This window comes from Bradyrhizobium sp. WSM4872 (assembly GCF_055811715.1).
The window spans coordinates 195,235-219,629 of record NZ_JBVVPT010000005.1 but is presented as its reverse complement, the minus strand read 5'-3'; the positions used below and the strand labels follow the sequence as shown (position 1 = coordinate 219,629).

The window sequence follows — 24,395 nt, the reverse complement described above, 5'->3', positions numbered from 1 at the left end:
CTATGTCCGAATGAGCAAAGAAACGCCGTGCGTGGCCGTCTGCATGATCGATCCCAAGACCAGGCTGTGCTTCGGCTGCGGACGCACATTGCCGGAGATCGCGCGCTGGCACGCCATGGAGAGCGCGGAACGGCTCGCGGTCATGGCGCTGTTGGCAGCGCGCATGAATCAGGCTGGACTTGCGCCGATCGCGGGATCGCCGGAACGGACCTGACCGGCCTGAGCGCATCGGGAGGTGCGCAATGATTCGCTTCCTGCTCGTTCTCATCATGCTCGCCTGCACGGCAGGTGCCGTCGTCGCCTATGGCGATTCCGACCAGATCGCACGCGCGAGCAGCAAGGTCTCGCATATCTTTCGCACGCAGACCGCAGCGCCCGCGCCCGCCGTGCAGATTCAGCGCGGCCAGGGCGGCGAATTCGCGCTGCGCGCGAAGATCAACGGCGTGGCCGCACCGATGGTCATCGACACCGGCGCGACCTCGGTGGTGCTGACCTGGGAAACCGCCAAAGCGATCGGGCTGCCGCTCGAGATGCTCGAATACGACGTCGATCTCGAAACCGCGGGCGGTCACACCAAGGCGGCCCGCCTCACGATCGACCGCCTCTCCGTCGGGCACCTCGTCGAAAAATCGGTGCCGGCCCTCGTCGTGCAGCGCGGGCAGATGAAGACCAACCTGCTCGGCATGAGCTTCCTGGACCGCCTGGAGAGCTGGGGCGTGCGCGCCGACAAGCTGATGCTCACCGGTTATCCGGAACTCCAGACCAGTCACCGCCGCTCTCGCATCGCGGTCGACTAGACCTTTGCAATCCGCCTCGTCATGCAACTACGGCTAGGCCGCCGCCTCTGCCGGCGCGGGCGCACCGACACGCGCAATCGCATCGCGCAGCACCTCCAGGCCGGCGCCCGGCTTCACCCCCTGCTCGGCAAGATGCCGGCGAAAGGCGCGCGCGCCGGGCACGGCGTGGAATGCGCCGACGAAATGCCTCGTCATGGAGTGCAGCCGCGTGCCGCGCGCGAGCTGTCGTTCGATGTAGGGCATCATCGCTTCGAGCGCATCCTGCATCGAGGCATGCGGCGCCGCCTCGCCGAAAATGTCGGTATCGACCGAGAGCAGCCGCCACGGCTCCTGATAGGCGGCCCGTCCGAGCATCGCACCGTCAACGTGATCGAGATGCGCTTTTGCCTCATGGACACCGAGGATGCCGCCGTTGATGATGACAGGCACATCGGGCATCGCGCGCTTGAGGCGATAGACGCGATCATAATCGAGCGGCGGGATGTCGCGATTCTCCTTCGGTGACAAACCGCTGAGCCAAGCTTTCCGGGCATGCACGATCAGCGCATCGCAGCCGGAGGCAACGACCGCGCGTGCAAGGTTGTCGAGCGCGACTTCCGGATCCTGGTCGTCGATCCCGATGCGGCACTTCACCGTCACGGGCACGGCAACCGCACGCTTCATCGCCTCGACGCACCTCGCCACGAGATCAGGCGCTGCCATGAGGCAAGCGCCGAAACGGCCGTCCTTCACGCGGTCGGAGGGGCAGCCGACATTGAGGTTGATCTCGTCGTAACCGAACTCCTCACCGACCCGCGCGGCCAGCGCCAGCTCGCGCGGATCCGACCCGCCGAGCTGAAGCGCGACCGGGTGCTCGACCACGTTGAACCCAAGCAGCCGCTCCCGGTCACCATGAATGATGGCGCCAGTCGTCAGCATCTCCGTATAGAGCAGCGCCCGCCGCGTCAGGTGACGGTGGAACACCCGGCAATGCCGGTCGGTCCAATCCATCATGGGTGCCACGGAAAAGCGATAGTCCTGATATTTCAATAGTTTATCTTACTCTTCAATGGGATGAATAGCGAACGTGTGCACTCCAAACTAGACGAAATTGCACACGCTTGTACCCGTTTTGACCTCTCAGTGCACACATAGTGCACACGAAAGTCGGAGTGCACACGCGTGGCGACCTTCACACAAATGGCATCTGGGAACTGGCGCGTCCAGGTCCGCCGGATTACCCGCTATGTGGCCGAGACATTCCGACGGCGTAAGGACGGCGAAGAATGGGCGCTCGAGATGGAGCGCAATATCGACCGCAACGGATCGTCCAAGCCACGCGTGGCGCGGAACGTTCGCACGTTTGGCGATCTGATCGACCTGCACGATGAAGACATGCATGAAGTTGGAAAACCCCCTCGCCGGTCAAAAGCTGCTGTGATGGCGTCGCTCAAGACTGAGCTCGGCAGCGTGAAGCTTCCCGCGCTCGATCGAGAACGGCTGATCGAATTCGGAAGAAAGCGCGCCAAGGAAGGCGCTGGCCCTGCAACGTTGGCCATCGATTTATCTTTCATCCGGACAATCATAACTCATGCCGCCGCGGTGCACGGTATCGAGGTTTAAGCCGAGGAAGCCCGCCTCGCACGCGTCGCGTTAAGTCACCTCAATTTGGTTGGAAAGAGCAAAGAGCGCGACCGACGGCCCACACAAGACGAACTCAACGAACTAATCGAATAAAGCAGATGTCGGCCAGGCTCACCCCCTCGCCGACCAGGGCTTGGCGCGCAGGCCGCAGGGCCCGGTCGATCCCGGCCATGTAGGTCGTGAAAGCTTCGTCGGCGCGAGCGTGGACATCCGCGGCAAGTTCGGAGCCTTGCATGGCGAGCAGGTAGATCTGCGCATCGCGGCCGAACACCAGACTGACATCCAGAAAGCTGTCAATCCGCGAGGCCTCGAATGGATCGTGGCCATATAGACCGCTCCGCTCCGCCTGGCGGGCGACCGCGCGCATGATGCTGCTGGACTCGAAAATGCCGACTTATCCGTCCCCGCTGAAACCCGCGGGGACCGTCCCGAACGGCTGCGCCGCAAGGAAGGCGTCGGTCTTGTAGAGCTTGCGGCCCTTGAACCCGATGCGGCCCACCCGCTCCGCGGCTGAGCGTTCCTCTGCGGGCACTTCGCTCAGCGGGCGAGCGTCAAAATCCCAAAGCCAGTCCACGAGTTCTGCGCCCGCGGCGCCCCGCACCTCCAACGCGACGCCGCCGATGCGCGCGGCGATGACCGCCTTCCAAACACGAGGATTGGGCAAGTAGGAAAAGATCCGCACCTCGGCCATAGTGCTGTCTCCGTGGCGCGCCGCTAAGCCGGTAGCGCAGTTATTCGTGCATTGGGCCGTGGAGCTGGACATGCTTGAGCCCTTATTCGACATGTTGAGGGGGACCAGCATGCGCGGAACGCCTGCTCGACGAAGAGGGCCGAAGCGGCCAAGGGGGGGAGGCAGGAGCGGCCACGCTGATGGCGCCGTTTGGCCAGAGGTATCCCTTAGCGCACCTGACGCGGTTGTAAATAAGCGCCGTGCCCCCATCGGCTTCCAACATTGAACCCACACGTGATGGGCATTCCGGTGATGGTTCAAGGAATTGGGCGGTGTTGGGCGGGGTCAACCTTCGGCGCCGATCGGGGGTCAATCCGTACGCCGATAACATGCGGCGACGCGAAGCGTCATAGGTCTCATACGACCGTGAAAGGAACGCGATAGAGAGCATTTCTCTTTCCGTCGTCCGGCTGACTCTCGCCGGAACGGGAGGTCGCGCGGGAAACGATGCTTTGTTGTCCCGCCGCCGCCTCGAAGTCGCACATGAATTGCGTCCACGAATGGCCGGTAGGCTTTTCGACGGCGCAGGCCTTCCAGGAAAGCCCCTCATCCAGGCTGATCTTCACGCCGGCCACGCCGCCATCCGCCCACGCCCAACCTGATGCCCGAACGACGGCCTCCCGCTCGAGCGAAGTCCCGGGCACAGGCCACACGATCACCGATTGCGGAGCGATGTTCCAGACCGGGCGCGTCACGCCCTCGGCGACGACATCGTTGTACCAACGTGTCGTAAAGGGACCAGGAGCGCGCTCTTTGCGAAGCTCGATCCTCCGGAGCCATTTCACGCTGTTGGTCCCATAGAATCCCGGTACGACCAGCCGCAGCGGATGACCGTGCTCCGGTAACAGAGGCTCGCCGTTCATTTCGTAGGCCAGGAGGACCTCGGCCCCCACGCGCGAGCGAGGGAGATCCTTCGTGTAGTGCCCGCAATCCGCGCCGCCGAACTCACCCGCGTCCGCACCGACGGACCAGACAAAGGTAGCCTCCGGGTCCGGTTCGACGCGTTGGAGGACATCGTCCAGACGCACGCCGCCCCATATCACGTTGCAAACACGCTGCGTCGGCTTGTCCGGAGCCAACGGGCTTCCCGCGCATTGGTGCACTGAGGCGACGGTTACCTTCGGCATCCGCTTGAGATCCCGCACGGTGACGCGCATTGGGCGGCCGATCATGCCGGCGATCTCGATCTCCCACGCATCACCGTCGCTCACCTCCAAGACGCCCAGGTGGCAGAGAACGATACAATCCTTCGTCGGCGTCGTCCGCTCGATCAGCTTGTGGGGTTCTGACGGGATCCGCGCGAAGAAGCCTTTGACCTTATATTCGAACGCTTCAGACATCCAATGTTTCCGTAGCAACTGCGCGATGGAGCCGACGCCGGCCGATGACCAACCGAGAAGGAGCGGTCGCATAGACGAGAAAACTAGAACTCGTTGAGGTAGGCGTTGTCCCGCTCGAAGATGCGCGATAGGTGACGGCTCACGGTCCGAACGCGCGCCAGGAACTGCAGGTCCTCGTGAACCGAGTGGAAGACGTCCCGATAGACCTTCACCTGATCGGGAAGCACCGGGATCAGCCTGGGATCGGTCTTCGCAGAGAACAAGGGCAGCAAACCGATGCCGGCTCCCGCAGCGATGGCCTGCTGCTGCGCGTGCATGCTCGACGATCTGAAAACCACGTTGGTGGGATCCAGCACGTCGAGCAACCAGTGAACGGGCTGGATCGCGATCAGATCCTCCACGTAGTCCACGAAGGTATGGGCCGCCAGTTCGTCCCGGTCCCTCGGCGCGCCGCGCTGGGCGAGGTAGGCTTGACTGGCGTAGAGCGCTAGACGGAACGATCCGAGCTTCTTGACCTCGAGTTTCGCTCCCGCGGGATGCACGAAGCTGATAAAGATGTCCGCTTCGCGCTTGGTGAGGCTGATGATGTGCCGTTCGGTCACCAGTTCGACAGTAATGCCGGGACTTTGAACCGCGAGCTCGGCGAAGCGCTGAGCAAGAAAAAAGGCTCCGATACCCTCCATCGTCACGACACGGACCCGGCCCGCTGCAGTCGCATTGTCCGCTCCCATCGCCGGCTCGACGGCCGAGGCCTCCTGTTCGATGCGTTCGGCGATGTCGAACAGACGATGTCCCCGCTCCGTCAGCACGAAGCCGTCCCGGTTGCGATCGAAGAGCTTGACGGCAAGATCCTTTTCGAGCTCCGCGATCCGGCGGCTTACCGTCGTATGATCGACCTTCAACCGGCGGGCGACCGGCGCCAGCCGCCCCTGTCGGGCAAGTTCCAGAAAGAATACGAGATCATTCCAGTCGAACAATGCGGCCGCCCGTGCCTCGATCCACTCGAATAGGCGCCCCGACAAAATGCGGGCCAGCCGACGATATCGACATCCTAGCCTCCCGTCACCCGGCGGCCAACAGCGCCAAGGCAGCTTCGGAGACCGTCGTTTCGGCAATCTCCGCGTTCAAAATGCCTTCCTGAAGCGTTCTGCTGTCCTTCGCGAATGGCCTTAAACTCATGTCTTCTGCAGCGTCGCCAGATATTCCTCCGGCTTCGCGGAGTCGAACTCGCGACCGAAAATCCGCTCCTTGCCGAACACGATCGGCGGAGGCTCGACACCCTCCTCCTTGAGGATCCGCGCCGCGTCGGTCGCCAGCATCACCTTCTCCGCGAGAGCCTTGTAGTCGATGTCCTCCTTGAGCATCTTCCATCGCTTCAACTGCGTCATCAGCCAGACGGCGGCCGAGTATTGCGGAAATGGCCGATAATCGACGCGCTTCGGATCCTCCTTGATCGCTCCCAACCCGTCCGCGTACCGCCCCGTGATGACCTGGTCGATGACGACTTCGGGCGCGTTCAGGTACTGCGGCTGCGACAGGACCTTCGCCATTCCAACCCGGTTTCGGTCGTCGGAGACGTGAAGGCTGGCCGCAACAATCGCCCGGTAGAAGGCCATGAAGGTGTTCGGGTTCTGCGTTATCCAGCTTTCCGCCGCCGATACCGCGCAGCACGGGTGCCCGTCCCATATTTCGCGCGAAATGAGGTGGATGAAGCCTGCCCCCTCGAACACGGCCCGCTGCCCGCCCGGCTCGCCGCCGAAGAAACCATCGATGCTGCCGACCCGCAGATTCGAAACGTATTCCGTGGGCGGCACCACTCGATATTTAACGTCGTTGTCGGGATCCAGTCCGTGGGCGGCGAGATAATTGCGCAACTGCAAGGCCTGATGGCTCTGGTCGAAGGGAATGGCAAACGTCATTCCTTTCCAATTCTTCGGATCGCGATTGTCCCGGTGTTTCATCGCGAGGACGAGCGAGTTGCCGTTCTGGTTCAGAATGGTCAGGATCTTGATGGATTGCTGGTTGCCACCGAGACCTGCCGTCATCGTCAATGGCACCGGCATGACCTGTTGCGAGACATCGAGCTCGCCGTTCAACATCTTGTCCCTGATCAGGGCGATGCCGGCGATCTTTTGCAGCGAGACCGCGAGACCCTCCTTGGCGTAGAAGCCGATCTGTTCGCCGTAGATCAGCGGCGCAGCGCACGTGATGGCCAGGAAGCCGACGTTGAGTTTGGTCTTTTCGAGCGGCTTCTTCTCCTGCGCGATGGCCTGCAGGGTCGACACCGGGAGGATGGTGCCCAGGGCCCCCAAAAGGGTCGCGGCCCCGACCGATTTCAGAAGCTGCCGTCGCAGAACCGGTTCCGGGAACAAGCCGTGCAGGAGCGCCTCCTCGATACCGTTCGCCACCGCCTGTTCAACCGTCGTCCGGGACGCTTGGGCCGGGGCACAGCAGAAGCAGCCCCGGAACCGGCTTAGTCGATCGCGAAATTCATTGCGCAATGCGGCCTCCTCTCGTTGTGACCTGTCGGATCGACGGATCAGCTTGCTGGCTGGATATCGGGGGATGTCTGGAGACGTTCACCCATCTCGATCGCGCCCATCTCGGTTGGCGTATCGACGAAGGTCGCCGGCATCAGACGCTTTCGGCTGACGGTCAGATCGAAGACGTCGAACCGGTTGTAGTAGCCGACCACGTCGTGGAACTGCTTGGGTTCGATGCAGCGGCGCAGATCGAACTCGGCGTATGCGATGCCCTCCTCGTCCTGCAGCGTGTCTCCCAGGGTTTCGCCAGTCGGATCGACGAAGAAGCTCACCGCGCGGGGCGTCGCGTCGATCACGTCTGCGACGGTTGAATCCCGTTCTATGAGGAAGTCGCGCAACGCCTTGTCCATGTAGCCGGCGGTGACGATGCCGAACGCCTTCGCCTCGAACGAGTGCGCGCTGGCACGGATGCGATTGGCGGCGACGTTGTTGAAGTTTCCTCCGCCTTTGGGCCGTCGGGTCGGCCACATGGGTGGCCAACTCGAAATGTGGACCTGCTCGGCCTGAGCCATCAGGGTGTACCTGGCGAGAGGGTTGGTGTTTTCCCCACAGATGAGGTTTCCGACGCGCCCGACCGGGGTATCGACGACCCGTAGACCTTCGCCGTCGCCGGCGGCCCATACGAGCTTTTCGTAGAAGGTCGGCACCAGCTTCCGGTGATGATTGAGCACGTTTCCGTCGGGGCCGATCATGATGTTGCTGTTCCAGATCAGCCCCACGCTGACCGGCGAGCTCTCGCTGATCCCGATCGAGACGGTGACTCCGAGCGTGCGTGCCTCGTTCCGGATGGCGGCAATCTCGGGACCGTTTGCGGCGACGGACTGCTCGGCCATGCGCACGAACAGATCGTGGTTGTCGATCGGCGCCCAGAGAGCGGCCCAGACAGGGAAAGCGGGAATGTAGGTTTCCGGGAACGCGATCAGTTGCGCTCCGGCCTTCGCGGCTTCGCGGATGATCGAAACGGCTTTCGCCGTAGTGGCCGCCCTATCGAGAAACACGGGAGCGGCATGGACCGCGGCGACCTTGACCGGTGAAGACATGACTTTTTCTCGTTTCAATTGGTATGTCGTGAATGTCAGGCGGACAGCTTCTCGCCATCGAAGTAGCTCGAGAGACCCGTCCCCGGCGTGCAGTTCACGTACTCGAAGACGTTCCCCTGCTTCGGAATGACGAACACCTCGTGCCACGTCCGCAACTGATTGGCCTTACCGTACTTGCGGTAGCGCGCGATCGCCGCCGAAAAGATCGCTTCGTGCGACGCGTGATGCTCGGCCCAGTTCTCCATGTGCTTGAGCGACAGGAAGTAGCCCAGCGCGTGCGTCTCGAGCACGGCTTGCCCGGCGACGTCGCAGGTCTGCTGAAAACGTAGCGAAGCGCACCCCGTGGCCGTGGGGCTCTCCTTGAGGAAATCCATACCGCGCAGAAGAGGAGCGCGCAGTTCGCGCATATAGTCGTCCGTCTGGGACGGATCGCAGCGCCCCCAGAAGGCCGCCGACCGGATGATGGCGAGATTTTCCGGGGTGACGATGCGCCAGCGAGCCCCCTTCGTCGCCCTCGCCTGCGGAGCCGGCAGATCGGGCATCGGCGACTCCAGCTTGTCGGCCGCAGCCAGCGGTATTCGGTCCCGCATCGCGCCGTAATAGCCGCAATAAGGCGTCGGATAGATCGCGACTTCCTTGGAGAGCATCAGCCCGGCGGGATAGTCCTGCCAGTAGATACTCTCCTGCCGGTCGACGGGAACGGTGATGCTTTCGCGGAAATAGCCGGTCGGCTCGGCCAGGCGCGCCTCGTCGCCCCACCAGGATTTCACATGGGGGTCGGCCAACCAGTCGTCGCGCTTCTGCCGGTCGACCCAATATGCGGCCACGATATGGGTGTACAGGCCGTTCTGATCGACGAACCACGCGTGATCGTGGACGGTCGGGCCGTTGCGCAGGACGAGGGCCGCTTCGATCCACCGGAAGAACGGCGATGCATGCACGTCCTCCGCCGACCTTCCCTGAACGCCATGGAAAGCGACGCAGATTTCGTCGCAGCCGTTCACGAACGCGGTCGACCAGCGCTGAACGACCGGTTCAAACCCCTTTGGCTTTCGCAGCGGATTGACCCGCTCGTAGATCTGGATGGTCATGTCCCTGCTCTCTCCCTTAATGGACGCCGAAATACGCTCTGTGCAGTTCTGGGTTCTGCATCAGCGTTTCGGCATCTCCCTCGGCCATTACCTGGCCTTGAACGAGTACGTAGCCGTAGTCCGCCACCCGTAGCGTCTGCCGGACGTTCTGCTCGACCAGCAGGATCGAAAGCCCAGCGGTCTTGAGCCTCTTCACGATCGCGAACACCTCCGACACGAACAGCGGCGAGAGACCGAGCGACGGCTCGTCGAAGACAACCAGTTCCGGATCCGTCATCAGGCCGCGAGCGATCGACAGCATCGAGCGCTCTCCGCCGGACAACGTTCCGGCGAGCTGCCTGGACCTTTCCTTGAGCCTCGGAAACGTCTCGAAGAGCTCCTCCATCCGGGCCGCGACGCGGGCATTGTCCCGAATGAGCAGGCCGCCCACCTTGAGATTTTCCGCCACCGTCATCTTCGGAAGGACGCGGTTGCCCTCCGGCACGGTCGCGATTCCGAGGGCGGCGATCCGATGCGTGGGCATGCGCACTATCGCGTCGCCTCCGAAGTAGATCTCGCCCTTCTGCGCCCGGTTGAGTCCAAGGATGGTCCGGATCAGTGTGCTCTTGCCGGCGCCGTTGGCCCCGAGGATGCACGTGACCTGGCCGGGCTTCGCCTCCACGGTCACGTTCCTCAGGACATCGGCCTTGTCGTAACCTGCCGTGACGCCAATGACCGATAGCTTGCGGGAGCTCTCGGAAGCGGTCCTCATGCGTCTTCTCCCAGATAGGCCGTCTGCACGTCACGGTCCGCCATCAGCGCGTCGAACGCCCCTTCGAATATCTTGCGGCCGAAATTCAGCACGACGCAGCGGTCGGATACCCTGCGGATCACGTCCATCTCGTGCTCGACCAGAACCACGGCGAGTTCCGGAAGCTCGGCGCGGAACGCCAGAAGATCGCCCATCAGTTGCCGGGTCTCGTCGTGGGTCATGCCGGCCGACGGTTCGTCCAGCAACAGCACGCGCGGCTTGGCTATCAGAGCCCTGCATATCTCGATGCGCCGCCGGTCGATCATCGTGAACGAGCCGGCGGGCTGGAACAGACGGTCGGCGATCACAGGATTGAAGCGGTGAGCGAGCGACCGGACCTCGCGGATCGAGGCGTCGACTTCGGCCCGCCAGCGTCCACGGCGGAAGATGTTCGTCGTCAGACCGAGATCGAGAGACGTGAGTTTGCCGACCACGATGTTGTCGAACGCGCTCTGTTCGAGCATGAGGCGGGACCGCTGGAATGTCCGGACGATGCCCGCCTGCCCGATCGTCTGGGGCGATTTGGCGAAGAGATCGAGGTCTCCCAGACGGACGGTTCCGGCAGTCGGGCGATAGAGACCCGTGACGACGTTGAAGAACGTCGTCTTTCCGGAGCCGTTGGGTCCGACGAGACCTACGGTTTCGCCGCAGTCGAGTGTAAAATCGAGACGGTCCAGCGCGACGAGGCCGTCGAAACGCATCGTCAGGCCCGTGCAGGCGAGCAGAGCTCCGGTCACAGCCCCTCCTCCCGCCCCGCGGAAAAGCGGGAAAAGTCGCGGAGCGGCCGCGGGAGAATGCCGAACGGTCTGAAGAGCAGGATGCAGAGCACCAGCACGGCAAAAATGAGCAGGCGATACTCCTGGATCGCCTGCAGCTTCTCGGGCAGGACGATGATGATGCAGGCGGCGACGACCGCGCCCCACATGTTTCCCAACCCGCCGAGCACGACGATCGACAGCATCAGGAGCGATTCGCCCAGACCCGCTCCGTTCGGGGTGACGAAGCCGTTCATCATGCCGTAGACGGCACCGGCGACGCCCACGATGGCGTTGCCCAGGATGAACGCGACGGCCTTCCAGCGCACGATCGAAAGCCCGAACACCGATGCGGCCGTTTCGTCGCTGCGGACGGCGTCCAGCGCGACCCCGATCCAGGAGGCCTCGAGGCGCTTGGCGAAAGTGAACGCAAGCGCGAACAGGACGATCGCGAGAATCGCATAAGGGAAGTAGAACGACACCTCCCACGAGCCGATTGATGTTGTCCGGCTGAAGTCGAAGCCCCAGACCGAAAAGCCCTTGATCTTCATTCCCTGCGGTCCCCCGAGGGTGTCGTTCACTTCGAGGAAGGTGCGGAGGAGAAGCCCGAACGCCATGGTCACCAGCGCCGCGTAGTGTCCGCGCGTGCGAAGGACGGGAAGCAGCAGGACGAGGCCCAGCGCGCCGGTGACCAGACCGCTGATCGCCAGGATCGCCAGATGAGGCAGGCCTGGATATGTCGTGAGCACCGCGGCCGCGTACGATCCGATCACGAAGAAGGCGGCCCCAGCGAAATTGACGATGCCGGCGAACGCGAGCTGGATGTTCAGACCAACGCATGCCGTCGCGAACAGGGCGACCGTCGACAGCATCAATAGCGTATAGTGCTCTCCTCTGAAGACAACGGCGATCGTCAAGGCGCCGATCATCGCGACCGTATTGCCGAACCCGCTGAAATCGCCGCAGATCGCCGCGATCTCCCTGCCCGCCGCCGATTTGTCGGCGAGCGCGAAAACGACCAGGAATGCGGCCAGCATGCCGAGCACCTGCGCCTGCGATTCCGAATGGATCACAAGCGCTCCACCTCCGAGAAGAAGCAGCACGGTGAAGACCGCGACCGCGCGCGGGAAACGCTGAAGCCGCATCATCAGGGGCAGGGATGGCGCGGGCGCCGGAATGCTGCTCATCCTACACCCGCTCGCTTCTGCGCTCGGCGATCAGGCCGGTAGGAAACAGCCCGATCAGCACAATCACGGCGGCGAAGGCGATTACATCCTTGTAGGCACTCGAGAACGGCAGCGCCACGACAACCAGCGTCTGCACGCCGGCGAACAGGAAGCCGCCAATGATCGGTCCGAGCAGACTTCCGAGTCCCCCAACGACGGCGGAAGCGAATCCGATGACACCGAGAAGAAGTCCCATGTTGAAGTTGATCTCCCGGTAGTAGAGCCCGAGCATGCAGCCAGCGAAGGCCGCAAGCGCGGAACCGAGGGCGAACGTGCCGAGGACGACCCGCTGGAAATCGACGCCCGCGAGCCGGGCCACTTCGCCGTCCTGCGCCACGGCGCGGATGGCCAATCCCATCGGGGACCGCGAAATCAGAAGGTGCGTCGCGAATACCAGCGCCAGCCCCGCACACAGGATGATGACGCTGTCGAAACCAACGCTGAAGGAGCCGAGCCGGATCGATCCGGCAGGCAGCAACGCCGGGAATGGCTTCGGATTGCCGCCGTTGGGAACGCCCAGTCGGATCGCCTCGCGAAGCACGGTACCCGCCATGAGCGTCGCGAGCAGCACGTTGACCGCGGGTGCCTGGCGCAGCGGCAGGATGAGGAAGCGGCCGATCAACGCTCCGACCAGACTACCGATGGCGATGGCCGCGGCGATGCCCGTCCCCAGCGCGACGAGCGGGGGAAGTGCGACCAGTCCGCCGACGAGCCCGATAGCGCCGAGGCTGGAAAACGCCCCGACCGTTACGACGTCGCCGTGGGAAAACTTGATGACGTCGAGCACGCCGAAGAACAGCGAGAAGCCGACGGCGATCATCGCGTAGATGACGCCCAGCATCACGCCGTTGAACAGCTGCTGCGCCAGTATTCCGAAGTCCATCGCACGATTCCGATGTTCGTGAGGGCGATGGCCTCCGCGCAGCCTGTGCGCGCGGCGGCCGTCCGATCGTCAGTCCTTTGCGAGCTTCTTTTTGCCGGCCGCGTAGTCGCTATCCGGCCAATAGACCCACTTCCCGCCCTGCGCGACGTAGACGTTCGCGCTCATGATGTTCTGACGGTGGTCGTCGAAGTTGATCTCACCGACGAGCGCCTTGTAGCCCTTCGTTCCGTTCAGTTCGGCCTTCACCTTCTTGCGGTCCGGGCCGACCTTTTCGATCGCGTCCATGATCAGGTTCGCGGCCGAGTAGGCAAACGGCCCGTAGGCATCCGGATCTTCGCGGAAACCAGCTTTGGTGTACGCCTCCTGGAAGGCCTGCCCCTCGGCATACTTGCTCAGCGGTGCACCATTGTGGAAGGAGATCGTCCCTTCGCTCGCCGCACCGGCGCCCCCAATGTAGCCTGCCGTCATGATGCCGGAGACGCCTGCGAACTGGGCCTGAACGCCCACGCGATCCATCTGCGACCGCAGGCGGACGCCGAGCGGCGTCAAGCCGCCAACCAAGATCACATCGGGCTTCAGTTCCTTGATCTTGGTGAGTTCTGCGGTGAAGTCTTGCTGGTCCGGGCTCACAGGAAAGGTCGCCAGGTTCTCGCCGCCCGTCGGCTTCAGATACTCGGAGAAATACTTGAACTGGCCTTTACCGTAGTCCGTGGTGTCGTGAATCATGACGAACTTCTTGTAGCCCTGCTTGGTCAGGAATTCCGCGGCCAGCTTGCCCTCGTTGATCATCGTGCCGTTGACGCGATGGACCTCCTTGTAATCGTTGCCGTAGGTGATCTCGGGCAGGATCGCTCCCCAGACGACAACCGGCAGACCGAAGCGCGCATAGGTGTCGACGGTCGCGATGCCGACGGCGGAGCAGTAATGGGTCACGCCGGCGACGATCGAATTGTCGGACGCCGCCTTGGTCGCTACTTGGATGCCGACATTGGGCTTGCACTCGTCGTCGTAAGTAACGAGTTCGTAGGTGTACTTCGCGTTCGCGTCCGCATTCCTCTGCTGCACCGCCAAGGTCGCGGAATTCCGTCCGCCGAGGCCCGGTGCAGAATTGCCGCCCGACAACGGGCCGATGAAGGCGATTTTGACGGTATCCTTTGCCGCTGCCACGACGGATGCCCAACCGCTCAGTAAGACCGCGCTGCCCAGAACAGAAAGAATTCTTCGCTTTGTGATCATGTTGCCTCGCTCCGTCCTCGATATGACAGGAGCGTAACTGCATCCGGATTTCCGCCACCATTGGGAATCTTCGCAAGGCGTCGTGCGGAGACGAACCCGCCTGCCCGTTTAATGCGCCTTGGCTGCATCCATGCGATGCATCGTGCCGACTACTTGGGCCAACGCGCCGGGTTTGAGGTGGCCCGGGGGAAGAAGCGGGCTTTTTTGCAAGGCGCCGCTTCGGCGAACCGGTCGAGCCGGCCTATCGCCTCTCCGCGCGGGATCGCGAACCACGTCCCGCAGCCGCGAAACCACGGCCGGCCGCGAGGCGATCGCGCGTGCGTTCAGGACTTTAGGCTGAAGTCATTCTTAAATTCATAGTCACCCACCGGCTCGCGCGACATATACCTCGCGGGCGTCCTAAACATCAGCGAGACCAATCGCCCCATCAGTGCCGGTTTCGCAGCGAGATCGAACCGCTCCAGTGGGAAGTTTGTGATGTAACTAGGCAGCCGCTTGTGGAAGAACGCGCCGCTATCAAAGGGGCGCGAAAGCGCCCCCCCTAAAGGATTGATAAATTTGCGTATTCGACGGATTTGGCGCCCGAGAGCCGATCGACGCGGTTCGCGCGGATCGTGTGGCCTGCGAAAGCTCGCCATATCGGCGAGACCTTGTCTCGATCATCTGAAAGCGTCCCAAAGATCTGGGCAGAACCGCTCGGTTGGCTCCGCCTCGCCTCTTGGAGCCGGCCGCCGGCCTTAAATCCGGTCGATCGCTGGACTTGGACAAGCATGCTCCAATCCGTGCAGCGTGGTCCAGGCAGCCCTGCACCGTACACTCGCTGGTATGGAGATGCTGCGCCATCTCGCGGGTGGCGCGTTCGGGCCGCGATGCAAGCGGATCTTGAAGCGATTGAAGCCTACTCGGCGGGCCGTGCGACCGCGGCACCAGAGCTCTCCGGGAGGTCGAGCGCAGCAAACGCCTTCGGTTTCCGCAAGCGCACGTAGATCTGCGCTGCCAGAAGCACCACGCACAGGAGCAAAAAGAACGCGCTGATCGGCCGCTCGACGAAGATCATGGCGTCGCCCCGCGAGACCAGCAGCGAACGGCGGAAGTTCTCCTCCAGGCGCGGCCCCAAGACGAAACCGAGCAGGATCGAGGCCGGGTGGAAATCAAGCAGCAGCAGCAGATAGCCGACCAACCCGACGACGACAGTCTCGCCGACCTGGAACATGTCGTTGTTGGTCGAGTAGACGCCGATCGCGACGAAGAACAGCGCGCTCGGATACAGATATTTGTAGGGAATCATCAGGAGCTTCACCCACAGCCCGATTAGCGGGACGTTGAGAAGCACCAGCATGACGTTGCCGATCCAGAAGCTTGCGATCAGGCCCCAGAAGATGTCCGGATGCTCCTTGATCAGCTGGGGGCCGGGCACGATGCCCTGGATCATCAGCGCACCAAGGATCAGGGCCATGACAGCGTCGCCGGGAATGCCGAGACTCATTGTCGGGATGAAGTCGCCCTGCACCGACGAATGCGTAGACGCCTCTGGACAGGCGACGCCTTCGATCATCCCGGTACCGAACTTCTCTGGCGTTTTCGAGACCTTTTTCTCCGCAGCGTAGGAGATGAAGGAGGCGATCGTCGGTCCCGTTCCCGGAATGAGCGAGCAAAGACTTCCGATGATAGTGCCCCGCAACATCGCCGGAATAGAGCGGCGGAGTTCGTCGCGTGATGGACGCAGATCGCGCAGACCGACGTTCGAATAGCGCGTATTCACGTCGGAATATTGATTCACGCTCTTCATGAACTCGGCGATGCCAAATAGACCGAGTGCGAGTCCGACGAGTTCGATGCCGTCAAGAAGGTTCGGAATGCCGAACGTGAAGCGCTCCGTGCCAGTCTCGACATCCGTTCCCACGATTCCCAGGAAGAGGCCCAGCAAGGTCATGGCAATACCCTTGAGAGGTGAGCCCTTCGCCAACGTCGAACCGGCGAGCAGGCCCAGAAGCATCAGTGAACAAATCTCGGTCGGACCGAACTCCAGTGCGACCTTCACCAGCACCGGCGCCAGAAAGATCATCTCCACTATGCCCCAAGAGGCGCCTACGAACGACGACAGTACCGTGATGCCGAGTGCAGCGCCGCCTCGACCCTGCTTCGTCAGCGGAAATCCGTCGAGGCACGTCACCGCGTGCGGTGGATGGCACGGCAGGTTGAGCAGGATGGAACAAATCGCGCCGCCGTATTGCGCTCCATAGAAGACGCCTGACAGCATCAAGATCGCGCCGACCGGGGGAATGCCGAACGTTAGCGGGAGCAGCACGGATATCGTGGCGAGAGGCCCCATTCCCGGCAGGACCCCGACCATGTTGCCAACCAGAACACCGACGAAACACCACATGAAATTCTGTGGCTCGAAGGCGACCCCGAAGCCGTACCAGAGATCGGAAAGCGCGCTCGCCAACATCTAGAACCCCCAACGGTAGAGCGGGAAAGGAACTCTCAGCACGCAGGAAAAGAGGAGACAGCCGGCGACGGTGACGACCGCGGCCAGAACGGCGGAACCTCTGACGGTAGCGGTCCGGTCGCCGAGCGCGGAGACGAAGACGCACATGAAGGTGGCCGCAGCCATGCCGAAATAGACGCCGAATAGGACGAACATCAGCGGACCCGCGAGGATGCAGGCCCAGCCTCGCCATTCCATCGCGGCCGGCAAGATGCGCTCTCCCTCTTCAAGAGGCGTCGCCAATCCCGTGACGAAGATCAACGCTCCAACGATCACCATCATGACACTGAGCATGAACGGAAACATGCCCGGTCCCATGTGCGCGAAGGTCCCGAGCGAATAGGTCGTAGAGTTGAGACCGATCCCGGCGCCCAGCAGCACCATGAGTAGCCCGGCGTAGAAATCCTTCTTTCGCAACGTGATCGGCATTCTCGGCACCTCTATGCGGTTTTGGTCGCTATCACGACGAGCGCCGATGCCGGTTCGGAAGACACCTGGATCAGCTTGTGCGGGATCGTGGAATCGAACTGAATGCAGTCGCCCGGATTGAGCGTTTCCTTGCGCTTCCCGATGACGAGTTCGATCCGGCCCGTGAGGATGAACAAGATCTCCTCACCTTCGTGGTGGCTCATGATGCGACCGCGTTTTGCCGTTTTGGTCGGCCTCACGACGAAGGCGCGCATCGTGCGTTCGGGAGCGAGTCCAGCGACGAGCGACAGGTGCGTGTCGACATCGCCCGCTTTCCCGTTCTTCGCGCGGACAATCGTGATCGGATCGTGGTCGTCGGGCTGGCCGTAGAAGTGGTCCAAAGTCGTTCCGAGAGCCTCGGCGATCTTGATCGCGGAGCCTATCGATGGAGAAGAGAGCCCGCGTTCCAGCTTGGAAAGATAGCTGCGGGTCAGACCGGAATCGGCCGCAAGCTGCTCCAGCGTCATGCCGCTCTGCACGCGGAGGAATTTGAGGTTGAGTGTCATTGCGCTCGGATCTTTCCGAAATGATTGCCTGCATCGATCTCGCACCAAACCATCGACAATTCAAACCGTAGAATGGGTTCTCCAAACGATCACAGATCAAGCACCAGTCGCTGTCCCGCGCAGTCGCCCACACAGACGATGAGCTCATTCTGTCGTTCGGCGGGCGACAGCACGCGATCGCGATGGATGGGCGGCCCCTCGGTCCAGCGCGTGCGGCAGGCGCCACAGATGCCTCCGCCGCAGGACACGGGGACGTCGACGCCGAGCGCATCCAGCGTCCCGAGAAGACCGACATCCGGCGTGACGGTTGCCAACTTCTTGCTCGCCGACAGATAGAGTTCGTAGGGAGGCACGTCGCTTTTGGCGGAGACTTTCGGCGGCGTGAACATCTCAATGTGCTTTCGCTCTTCCGGCCAGGCCGAAACGGCATCTTCGAAGGCCTGCAGCATCAGGGCAGGTCCGCAGCAGGCCGCCAGACCAGACCCGACGAACTCCCCCACGATCGCGGCGATGACGGGCTTGGCCTGGGTGGTCGTGTCGTACAGGCGAACACGGCCCGCTTCGATCGCTTGCACAATCATGTCGGGCAGGACCGGCTGCCCGCGACTGGTCCAATGCAGCACGTAATTCGAACGCCCCCGACGCTCGAGATGCCGGATCGCGGAGATGAACGGGGTCACGCCGATGCCTCCCGCAACGAACACGTTCGTTGCCTCCGGATGCAGCGCGATCCCGCCGCGCGGCAGCGAGACGGAAAGCGGCTGTCCCACCTCCACGCGTTCGTGCAGGAAATTCGAGCCGCCGCGGCCCTCGCGTTCCCGCTTCACCGCTATCACGTAGCGCCGATTGTCGTCCGGCTCGTTGCAGAGGGAGTAGGTCCGGACGAGACCCTGCCCAAGATGGACGTCGATATGCGCCCCGGGCCGAAACGGAGGCAGCTCCCAATCGTCCTGATCGACCAGCGTAAAGCGCTTAGCGTCGTTGCCGAGATCCTCGACCTTAGAGACAACGGTGGAGACCGTCTTGATCGCCTTCGCCATCTATATCGGCCTCACTGCGTCACCGACACGCAGCGTGCCTCCGGCGACGATCTTGCAGTTCAGCCCCGACCGGTTGATGAGCGGATCGAAGACCGGCTTGCCGAGTATCTCTTCGATGTGCCGGCACGGCGTCGAAAGACGGGTCGCCTCTACGATCGTCTCTCCCAGCCGGAAGCGACGGCCGACGAGATGATTCAGCGGGACGCCTTCGACGGTCACGTTGCGGCGATGTTCCTCGGGCAGCAACTCGATCTTGTGGTCGCGTCGCAGCGCCTCGAGCGTCTCCACCTCGAACAGGGTGACCTGCCGTCCCTCCTCCGGCTTGTGGGAGTAGAATCCGGTTTCGTGACCGACGAAATATCGATCACCCTCGATCCCGCGTCCGGCGACGAGCTCGAGCGAAGGAAACGAGCGCATCGGCAGAAAGGCTCGCGGGGTCTTGTGCAGGAAGCGCACGACGCCCTGCCAGGACGTCGCGACCTGGGACTTCTCGATTGCGATGGCGTCCATCTTGGTTCTCCTAGGCCTTGATCCGAACGATTTCAGCGTGAAACGGCGAGCGATTTGTCCAGCGTCTGACGCACATCGGATCGCACCTCGATGACGACCGGTCCTTTGGCCGTCATGGCCTCAGCGACCGTCGACGGAGCGCTCTCCGCGTCCTCGACGACGAATCCCTTCGCGCCGAAGGCACGTGCCAAGGCGGCGAAGTCGGGGTTCGAAAGATCAGTGCCGTACGGACGATCGGGGAAGGCCCGCTCCTGATGGGATCGGATCGTCCCGTAGGACCAGTTGTTCGATACGACGATCTTGAGGTCCGCCCCTCTGGCGACGGCCGTCGCCAGTTCGTTGCCCGTCATCAGGAAGCCTCCGTCTCCGCAAAAGGCTACGACCTGCCGCCCCGGAAAGCGAAGGCTCGCGGCGAGCCCGGACGGGACCCCGCTGCCCATCGCGCCGCAAGCCGAGCCGAGTAGTCGTGCGGTCGGCTCGAAGCTGAAGATGCGATGGACCCATCCGGCGAAATTGCCGGAGTCCGTTGTGACGACGCCGTCGGGCTTGAAGTGTATGGCGATGGCCGCCACGGCGTGACCGAAGACGTCTGCGGACGGTACGCCGAAACGAGGCCAACCGTGCGTGGCCGTCCGCACCGCGGCGGCTGCTCGGAGCCACTCGGTCCGGTCCGGCGCTGCCGTGGAAACGGCCAGCATGGCCGACACGAACGCATGCGATCCGGAAACGACCGCGACGTCGGTCTGGACGCGCTTTCCGATCGCATCGGGATCCGGATAGACGTGGACCAACGGCTGGCGCGGCTCGGCCTGTCTCGGAAACGCAAAGCCGAGCGAGGACAGGTCGCCCAGACGCGTTCCGACGGCAACGACGAGGTCGGCTCGTTCGAGCAGTTTGGCGTGAGGTTGGGAGGGAAAGAACCCAAACTGACCGCCCCACAGCGGGTGAGCGTTCGGAAATTGGTCCTGCATCTTGTTCATGGTGACGACTGGGACGTTCCACTTCTCGGAGAACGCGACCAGATCTTCGCGGAACGATGCCGTCCGGCATTCGCCGCCGACCAGCAGGATCGGCCGCTCCGCTGCCGTCAACGCCGCCGCCGCTTTTTCGATGGCCGCACTGCCTGGCTCCGGGCGCGCGAGTCCATTAGTCCTGATGGCAAGTCCCTCTGCCGCTTCCTCTAGGAGATCCTCAGGCAGCTCGACGGCGACCGGGCCGGGCGTTCCCGCATGGGCCACCGCGAACGCGCGGGCCATCATCTCAGGAACGAGATCCGCCGAGTTCAGACGCACGGACCATTTCAGCACGCCATCGAACGAACGGCCACAGTCGATCTCCTGCACAGCGTCCCGCGCAAGGTTCGGACGGTCGACTTGACCGACCAGCATCACCAGCGGAATCGCTTCCTGCGCGGCGACATGCAGTCCAAGCGCGGCGTTGAAGGCGCCTGGGCCACGGCTCGCCATCACGACTCCGGCGCGACCCGTGAGCTTGGCGTCGGCGACGGCCGCAAGGCTTGCACTTCCTTCGTGCCGACAGGTCACCAGATCGAAATCGCTGCGGTCGCGCAGCGCATCCAGCAGCGCCAGAAAGCTTTCTCCCGGCACGCCGAAGGCCCGGTCGATCCCATGGGCGACGAGACTGTCTGCGACCAGTTCGGCGACGCAATAGGTCATGCGACGCTCCCGTCCTGCTTGATGGTCCGGACCTCGCCGGCGACGTGCAGCGGCGCCTCCGTCCGATCGCGCAGCGCCTGAATCGTGAGGCCGTCGAGCAGCGCCCAGACCGCCAGCCCTCCCTCCGTCACGTCGATGATGGCGAGGCTGGTGAATATCCGGGTCACCACTCTACGCGCGGTGAGTGGATACCCGCATCGCTCCACGATGCGGGGACGACCATCCTTCGTGGTGTGATCCATCATCACCCAGATCGACTTCGCGCCGACGGCTAGATCGATTGCTCCACCGATGCCGGGCGGAGACCCATTGTCTCCGGTCGTCCAGTTGGCAAGGTCGCCGTCCTTGGAGACCTGGAACGCGCCCAGCACGGCGACGTCGAGATGGCCGCCCCGCATCATCGCGAATGAGAGGCTGGAGTCGAAGTAGGAGCCACCTGTCCGAAGCGAGATCGGCATTTTCCCGGCGTTGATGAGATCCCAGTCCTCTTCGCCTGCCGCTGGCTTTGGGCCTACGTTGAGGATGCCGTTCTCGCTGTGAAGGATTACGCCCGAACCGGCCGGCAAGTAGTCGGCCACGTGCGTAGGAGCGCCGATCCCGAGATTCACGAAGCCCTCCGCCGGCAGATGAAGCGCGACCGTGCGCGCCAATGCGTCGCGTGAAAGCGGGGTCATCGAAGGCTCCTTGCGAAAACGCGGTCGACGAAGATGCAGGGCGTGACAATGGCTTCCGGATCCAGATCGCCGGCTTCAACCACGCGGTCGACCTCCACGGCCACCGTCCGGCCGGCGGTCGCCATGACCGCGCAATGATTGCGCGCCGTCTTGTTGTAGGTGACGTTGCCGAGCGTGTCGGCGAGATGCCCCTTGACGAAAGCAAAATCTGCCCGAAGCGGAAGCTCTAGAATGAACTCTCGTCCTTCGACGACGATCTTCTCTTTGCCCTTCGCAAACACCGTTCCGACGCCGACGGGAGAAAGGAAGCCGCCAAGACCGGCGCCACCCGCTCGGATGCGTTCCACCAACGTGCCCTGCGGAACGAGTTCGAGTTCGACAGTGCCGGCACGATATTGCTCAGCGAATTGCTTGGCACTGCGCGGGTAGGAGCAGACGATCTTACGGACGATCTTGGCCTCGAACCACAACGACAGATCGTCCTCTGTGGAGCCCGCGTTGTTCGATACCAGCGTCAAGTCGCGGACCCCCCTGTCGAGCACCGCCTTGACCACTCCGAGCGGAAGACCCGCTCCGCCGAACCCGCCCATCATGACAGTGTCGCCGTCCTTGATGCCTTCCACGGCCGCTGCCGCATTCTCAACCACTACGTTGCGCATCGTTTCGTCCGCCGTGTTTGCTACGGGATTGACTTGGGGTACGTCGTCGACAGGCCGCGACCGACCCGATCGAGCAGCATCTCGTTGGTGCCGTCGGCGTAGGCCGCCATCCGGACCTCGGCGAAATGCATGTTCAGACGGTGGGCCCCGCTGGCGCCGGTCGCGCCCACGATCCGGACACACTGATCGATGCCCCACAGCGCCGTATCGACCGCGAACTTCTTGGCTTGCGCGGCGAGCGCGACCGGATTCCCGCCGATCTGTATCTGCTCGGCGGCGCGGAAGACGAGCGCGTTGGCGGCCTCGAGCCGAACCGACACCTCCGCGAGCTCCCAGCGCAGGCCCTGATGTCCGGTCAGCGGCTTTCCGAAGGCCTGCCGGCCCTCGCAGTAGTCGACCGCCTCGCACAGCGCCGCATGCAGCGTCGCGACGCACATGGCGGCCACGTGGACGCGAGCCGCGTTGACGGAAGCCATCGATGCCTTGAGAGCAGCGCCCGGCGCTGCGATCAGACACCACTCGGGAATGAAGTGAGCGTCGAAGGCTACCTCGGCCAGGCGGAAGGAACGCGCTCCCGGAACGACGATCTCGCTTCGCCGGACCGTATTGGCCTCACCGAACGGCACGTAGAAACTGGCGATGTCCCCTGCCCCCGCCGCATCGCCCACGCGGGCCAGGACGATCAAGCCTCCGACCAGCAGGCCGTCCGTCATCCAGGCCTTGGTGCCGCTCAGAGCCCAGCCACCGTCGACCGGAACGGCCGTCGTGGTAAGCGCGGAGACATCGCTCCCGCCCGCAGGCTCGGTCATGGCCGTCGTCAGGAGAAGCTCCCCGCGCAGCGCGGGCTGCAACAATCGCTCGATCTGGATCGGCGCACCTGTCTGGGAAAGGCGCGTCGCTCCGCCCTGGTGATGGTTCAGGCAGAACGCCGCCGCGAAGCCGTGGCGCGCCATTTCCTGCGCGACCCGGATTTTGCAGAGGTAGGACGCTTCCAGACCACCGTGAACTCGCTTCGCCTGAAGCCCCAGCATGCCGAGCTCTGCCCACTCGGCAATCCACTTTTCCGGAAACGCCTCGCCCGCCATGTGCGCGGCCAAGACGCTCTCGGAAAAGGCGCCGGCACAAAATGCCCGTGCCGTCGCCACGTGATCGCGCTCGTCGGCGGAAAGATGAGCGTCGTACTGCTGATAGAAGTCCATGGGTTATCCTTCGGCGGGCTACTTCTGCAGAGGCGCCCCGATATCCTTGGCCCACTTATTCCAGTAGGCCTCTTCCTTTCCGACATCGGACGTGAAGCTCTCCACCGTCGAACCGGTGATCAGGGTGGCGCCGATCGTTTCCAGTTGCTTCAGGAACTCTGGATCACTCGAAGCCTTGTCGAGGGCAGCGCCAACCTTGGCGACGACGTCGGCGGGGAGGCCCGGCGGACCCGCGACCCCGAACCACGGGGAGATATCGATAGGCTTGCCACCCGCCTGTTCGATCGTCGGCAGATCCGGGAAGGCCGGCGACCGCTCGGCTGACGTCACCGCGAGCGCCTTGAGGGTGCCGGCCTTGACCTGCTGACCGATCGTGGCTTCGGTAAAGAAGCCCACCTGTAAAATCCCCGACATGCAATCGACTATCGGTTGATTGCCGCCCGAATAGTTGATGAACGACATTTTCGTGTCGTAGGCCATATCGAACAGCGTGCCACCAATGTGGGATGTCGCCCCGAACGTACCGCCGAAGTTCACTTCTCCCGGGTGCGCCTTCAGATAGGCGACGAGCTCCGGTACGCTGGACACGGGAAAAGTCGGGTTCACGACGAGCAGATTCCGCTGCTTCGCGACCTTCCGGATGTAGGTGAAGCCCTTCTGCTGATCATAGCGCACAGACGCATAGAGCGCCTTGGCGCGAGTATTCGAGGACTCCACCGCGACGAGGAGCGTGTACCCGTCGGGCTTCGCGCGGGAAACGTTTGACGCGGCGATCATTCCGCCGGCACCGCCGTTGTTCTCGATGATGACGGTCTGGTTCAACTCCTTCGAGAGAAGGCGGCCGATCACGCGGCCAATGATGTCCGTCGGACCTCCAGGCGGGAAACCGACGACCAGCTTGATCGTGGTGGAGGGATAAACATCGGCCGCCTCGGCCGGATCGGCGATATGTCCGACGCAAAGAACAGCCACGCCGACGACGATGGACGCGGCTTTTCGGAACAAGCGAAACATGCGACACCTCTCTCGAAGAATGGCCAACCTTCGAACCAAGGACACTTTGTGTCAAGTATGAAACTGACGTAACGCGACGCATAACCGCACAACGACTCGGCAAA

General features: G+C 63.0%; 26 protein-coding genes. 3 read left to right on the top strand and 23 right to left on the bottom strand.

Annotation, left to right across the window (positions count from 1 at the left end):
* Positions 1-10 precede the first annotated feature (10 nt).
* Together AC0L3C_RS10030 and AC0L3C_RS10025 are read left to right on the top strand one after the other, a co-directional pair.
* Positions 11-214 (top strand): DUF1289 domain-containing protein, encoded by a 204-nt coding sequence (locus tag AC0L3C_RS10030; RefSeq protein ID WP_473257838.1) that lies wholly within the window; start codon positions 11-13, stop codon positions 212-214.
* Positions 215-242: 28 nt separating this feature from the next.
* Positions 243-797, top strand: coding sequence for a TIGR02281 family clan AA aspartic protease (locus AC0L3C_RS10025; protein WP_473407834.1), 555 nt, complete (start codon positions 243-245; stop codon positions 795-797).
* A 33-nt stretch (positions 798-830) separates the two neighbouring features.
* Here AC0L3C_RS10025 and dusA read toward each other — a convergent pair whose 3' ends face one another.
* Positions 831-1,826 carry a tRNA dihydrouridine(20/20a) synthase DusA gene (dusA, locus tag AC0L3C_RS10020; protein ID WP_473407833.1) on the bottom strand — a complete coding sequence of 332 codons (996 nt, stop codon included), beginning with the start codon at positions 1,824-1,826 and terminating at the stop codon, positions 831-833.
* A 132-nt stretch (positions 1,827-1,958) separates the two neighbouring features.
* Here dusA and AC0L3C_RS10015 point away from each other — a divergent pair, with 132 nt between their 5' ends.
* A complete protein-coding gene (locus AC0L3C_RS10015; RefSeq protein WP_473407832.1) occupies positions 1,959-2,399 on the top strand; it encodes a hypothetical protein in 441 nt (146 codons plus the stop codon).
* A 94-nt stretch (positions 2,400-2,493) separates the two neighbouring features.
* Here the strand turns inward: AC0L3C_RS10015 and AC0L3C_RS10010 are convergent, their stop codons facing one another.
* From AC0L3C_RS10010 to AC0L3C_RS09905, 22 genes are all read right to left on the bottom strand, one after another.
* Positions 2,494-2,787 (bottom strand): hypothetical protein, encoded by a 294-nt coding sequence (locus tag AC0L3C_RS10010; RefSeq protein WP_473407831.1) that lies wholly within the window; start codon positions 2,785-2,787, stop codon positions 2,494-2,496.
* A gap of 27 nt (positions 2,788-2,814) precedes the next feature.
* Positions 2,815-3,111 carry a hypothetical protein gene (locus AC0L3C_RS10005; protein ID WP_473407830.1) on the bottom strand — a complete coding sequence of 99 codons (297 nt, stop codon included), beginning with the start codon at positions 3,109-3,111 and terminating at the stop codon, positions 2,815-2,817.
* A 395-nt stretch (positions 3,112-3,506) separates the two neighbouring features.
* Positions 3,507-4,490 carry a molybdopterin-dependent oxidoreductase gene (locus AC0L3C_RS10000; RefSeq protein ID WP_473257849.1) on the bottom strand — a complete coding sequence of 328 codons (984 nt, stop codon included), beginning with the start codon at positions 4,488-4,490 and terminating at the stop codon, positions 3,507-3,509.
* 83 nt (positions 4,491-4,573) lie between these two features.
* On the bottom strand, positions 4,574-5,467 hold the full coding sequence (locus tag AC0L3C_RS09995) for a LysR family transcriptional regulator (RefSeq protein WP_473257851.1): 894 nt from the start codon (positions 5,465-5,467) through the stop codon (positions 4,574-4,576).
* Positions 5,468-5,665: 198 nt separating this feature from the next.
* The gene (locus tag AC0L3C_RS09990) at positions 5,666-6,898 is read right to left on the bottom strand and encodes a CmpA/NrtA family ABC transporter substrate-binding protein (protein ID WP_473407829.1); all 1,233 of its coding nucleotides are present in this window, start codon (positions 6,896-6,898) and stop codon (positions 5,666-5,668) included.
* A 131-nt stretch (positions 6,899-7,029) separates the two neighbouring features.
* On the bottom strand, positions 7,030-8,073 hold the full coding sequence (locus tag AC0L3C_RS09985; RefSeq protein ID WP_473278203.1) for a carbon-nitrogen hydrolase family protein: 1,044 nt from the start codon (positions 8,071-8,073) through the stop codon (positions 7,030-7,032).
* Positions 8,074-8,108: 35 nt separating this feature from the next.
* Positions 8,109-9,164, bottom strand: a complete 1,056-nt coding sequence (locus AC0L3C_RS09980) for a phenylacetaldoxime dehydratase family protein (protein WP_473257857.1) — start codon at positions 9,162-9,164, stop codon at positions 8,109-8,111.
* A 16-nt stretch (positions 9,165-9,180) separates the two neighbouring features.
* A complete protein-coding gene (locus AC0L3C_RS09975; RefSeq protein WP_473257859.1) occupies positions 9,181-9,915 on the bottom strand; it encodes an ABC transporter ATP-binding protein in 735 nt (244 codons plus the stop codon).
* Entirely contained in the window at positions 9,912-10,691 is a 780-nt protein-coding gene (locus AC0L3C_RS09970) for an ABC transporter ATP-binding protein (protein WP_231145885.1), read from the bottom strand. Before AC0L3C_RS09970 ends, AC0L3C_RS09975 begins: the two co-directional genes overlap by 4 nt.
* On the bottom strand, positions 10,688-11,896 hold the full coding sequence (locus AC0L3C_RS09965; protein WP_473407828.1) for a branched-chain amino acid ABC transporter permease: 1,209 nt from the start codon (positions 11,894-11,896) through the stop codon (positions 10,688-10,690). The genes AC0L3C_RS09970 and AC0L3C_RS09965 overlap by 4 nt, the downstream gene beginning before the upstream one ends.
* Position 11,897: 1 nt before the next feature.
* On the bottom strand, positions 11,898-12,818 hold the full coding sequence (locus tag AC0L3C_RS09960; RefSeq protein ID WP_473257867.1) for a branched-chain amino acid ABC transporter permease: 921 nt from the start codon (positions 12,816-12,818) through the stop codon (positions 11,898-11,900).
* 69 nt (positions 12,819-12,887) lie between these two features.
* Complete coding sequence (locus AC0L3C_RS09955; protein ID WP_473257871.1) at positions 12,888-13,985, bottom strand: branched-chain amino acid ABC transporter substrate-binding protein; 1,098 nt, start codon at positions 13,983-13,985, stop codon at positions 12,888-12,890.
* A 967-nt stretch (positions 13,986-14,952) separates the two neighbouring features.
* Complete coding sequence (locus tag AC0L3C_RS09950; RefSeq protein WP_473257875.1) at positions 14,953-16,506, bottom strand: tripartite tricarboxylate transporter permease; 1,554 nt, start codon at positions 16,504-16,506, stop codon at positions 14,953-14,955.
* Positions 16,507-16,974 carry a tripartite tricarboxylate transporter TctB family protein gene (locus AC0L3C_RS09945; RefSeq protein WP_473257878.1) on the bottom strand — a complete coding sequence of 156 codons (468 nt, stop codon included), beginning with the start codon at positions 16,972-16,974 and terminating at the stop codon, positions 16,507-16,509. It abuts the gene before it with no gap.
* An 11-nt stretch (positions 16,975-16,985) separates the two neighbouring features.
* A complete protein-coding gene (locus AC0L3C_RS09940; RefSeq protein ID WP_283843491.1) occupies positions 16,986-17,519 on the bottom strand; it encodes a helix-turn-helix domain-containing protein in 534 nt (177 codons plus the stop codon).
* A gap of 89 nt (positions 17,520-17,608) precedes the next feature.
* Complete coding sequence (locus AC0L3C_RS09935; protein WP_473257881.1) at positions 17,609-18,559, bottom strand: PDR/VanB family oxidoreductase; 951 nt, start codon at positions 18,557-18,559, stop codon at positions 17,609-17,611.
* Positions 18,560-19,069 (bottom strand): MOSC domain-containing protein, encoded by a 510-nt coding sequence (locus AC0L3C_RS09930; RefSeq protein ID WP_473257883.1) that lies wholly within the window; start codon positions 19,067-19,069, stop codon positions 18,560-18,562.
* Between the two features lie 32 nt (positions 19,070-19,101).
* A complete protein-coding gene (locus AC0L3C_RS09925) occupies positions 19,102-20,745 on the bottom strand; it encodes a thiamine pyrophosphate-dependent enzyme (protein WP_473257885.1) in 1,644 nt (547 codons plus the stop codon).
* Positions 20,742-21,419 carry a 3-oxoacid CoA-transferase subunit B gene (locus AC0L3C_RS09920; RefSeq protein ID WP_473407827.1) on the bottom strand — a complete coding sequence of 226 codons (678 nt, stop codon included), beginning with the start codon at positions 21,417-21,419 and terminating at the stop codon, positions 20,742-20,744. Before AC0L3C_RS09920 ends, AC0L3C_RS09925 begins: the two co-directional genes overlap by 4 nt.
* A complete protein-coding gene (locus AC0L3C_RS09915; RefSeq protein WP_473257892.1) occupies positions 21,416-22,078 on the bottom strand; it encodes a CoA transferase subunit A in 663 nt (220 codons plus the stop codon). Before AC0L3C_RS09915 ends, AC0L3C_RS09920 begins: the two co-directional genes overlap by 4 nt.
* A gap of 20 nt (positions 22,079-22,098) precedes the next feature.
* On the bottom strand, positions 22,099-23,277 hold the full coding sequence (locus AC0L3C_RS09910; protein WP_473257896.1) for an acyl-CoA dehydrogenase family protein: 1,179 nt from the start codon (positions 23,275-23,277) through the stop codon (positions 22,099-22,101).
* A gap of 18 nt (positions 23,278-23,295) precedes the next feature.
* A complete protein-coding gene (locus tag AC0L3C_RS09905; RefSeq protein WP_473257898.1) occupies positions 23,296-24,291 on the bottom strand; it encodes a Bug family tripartite tricarboxylate transporter substrate binding protein in 996 nt (331 codons plus the stop codon).
* Positions 24,292-24,395: the final 104 nt, after the last annotated feature.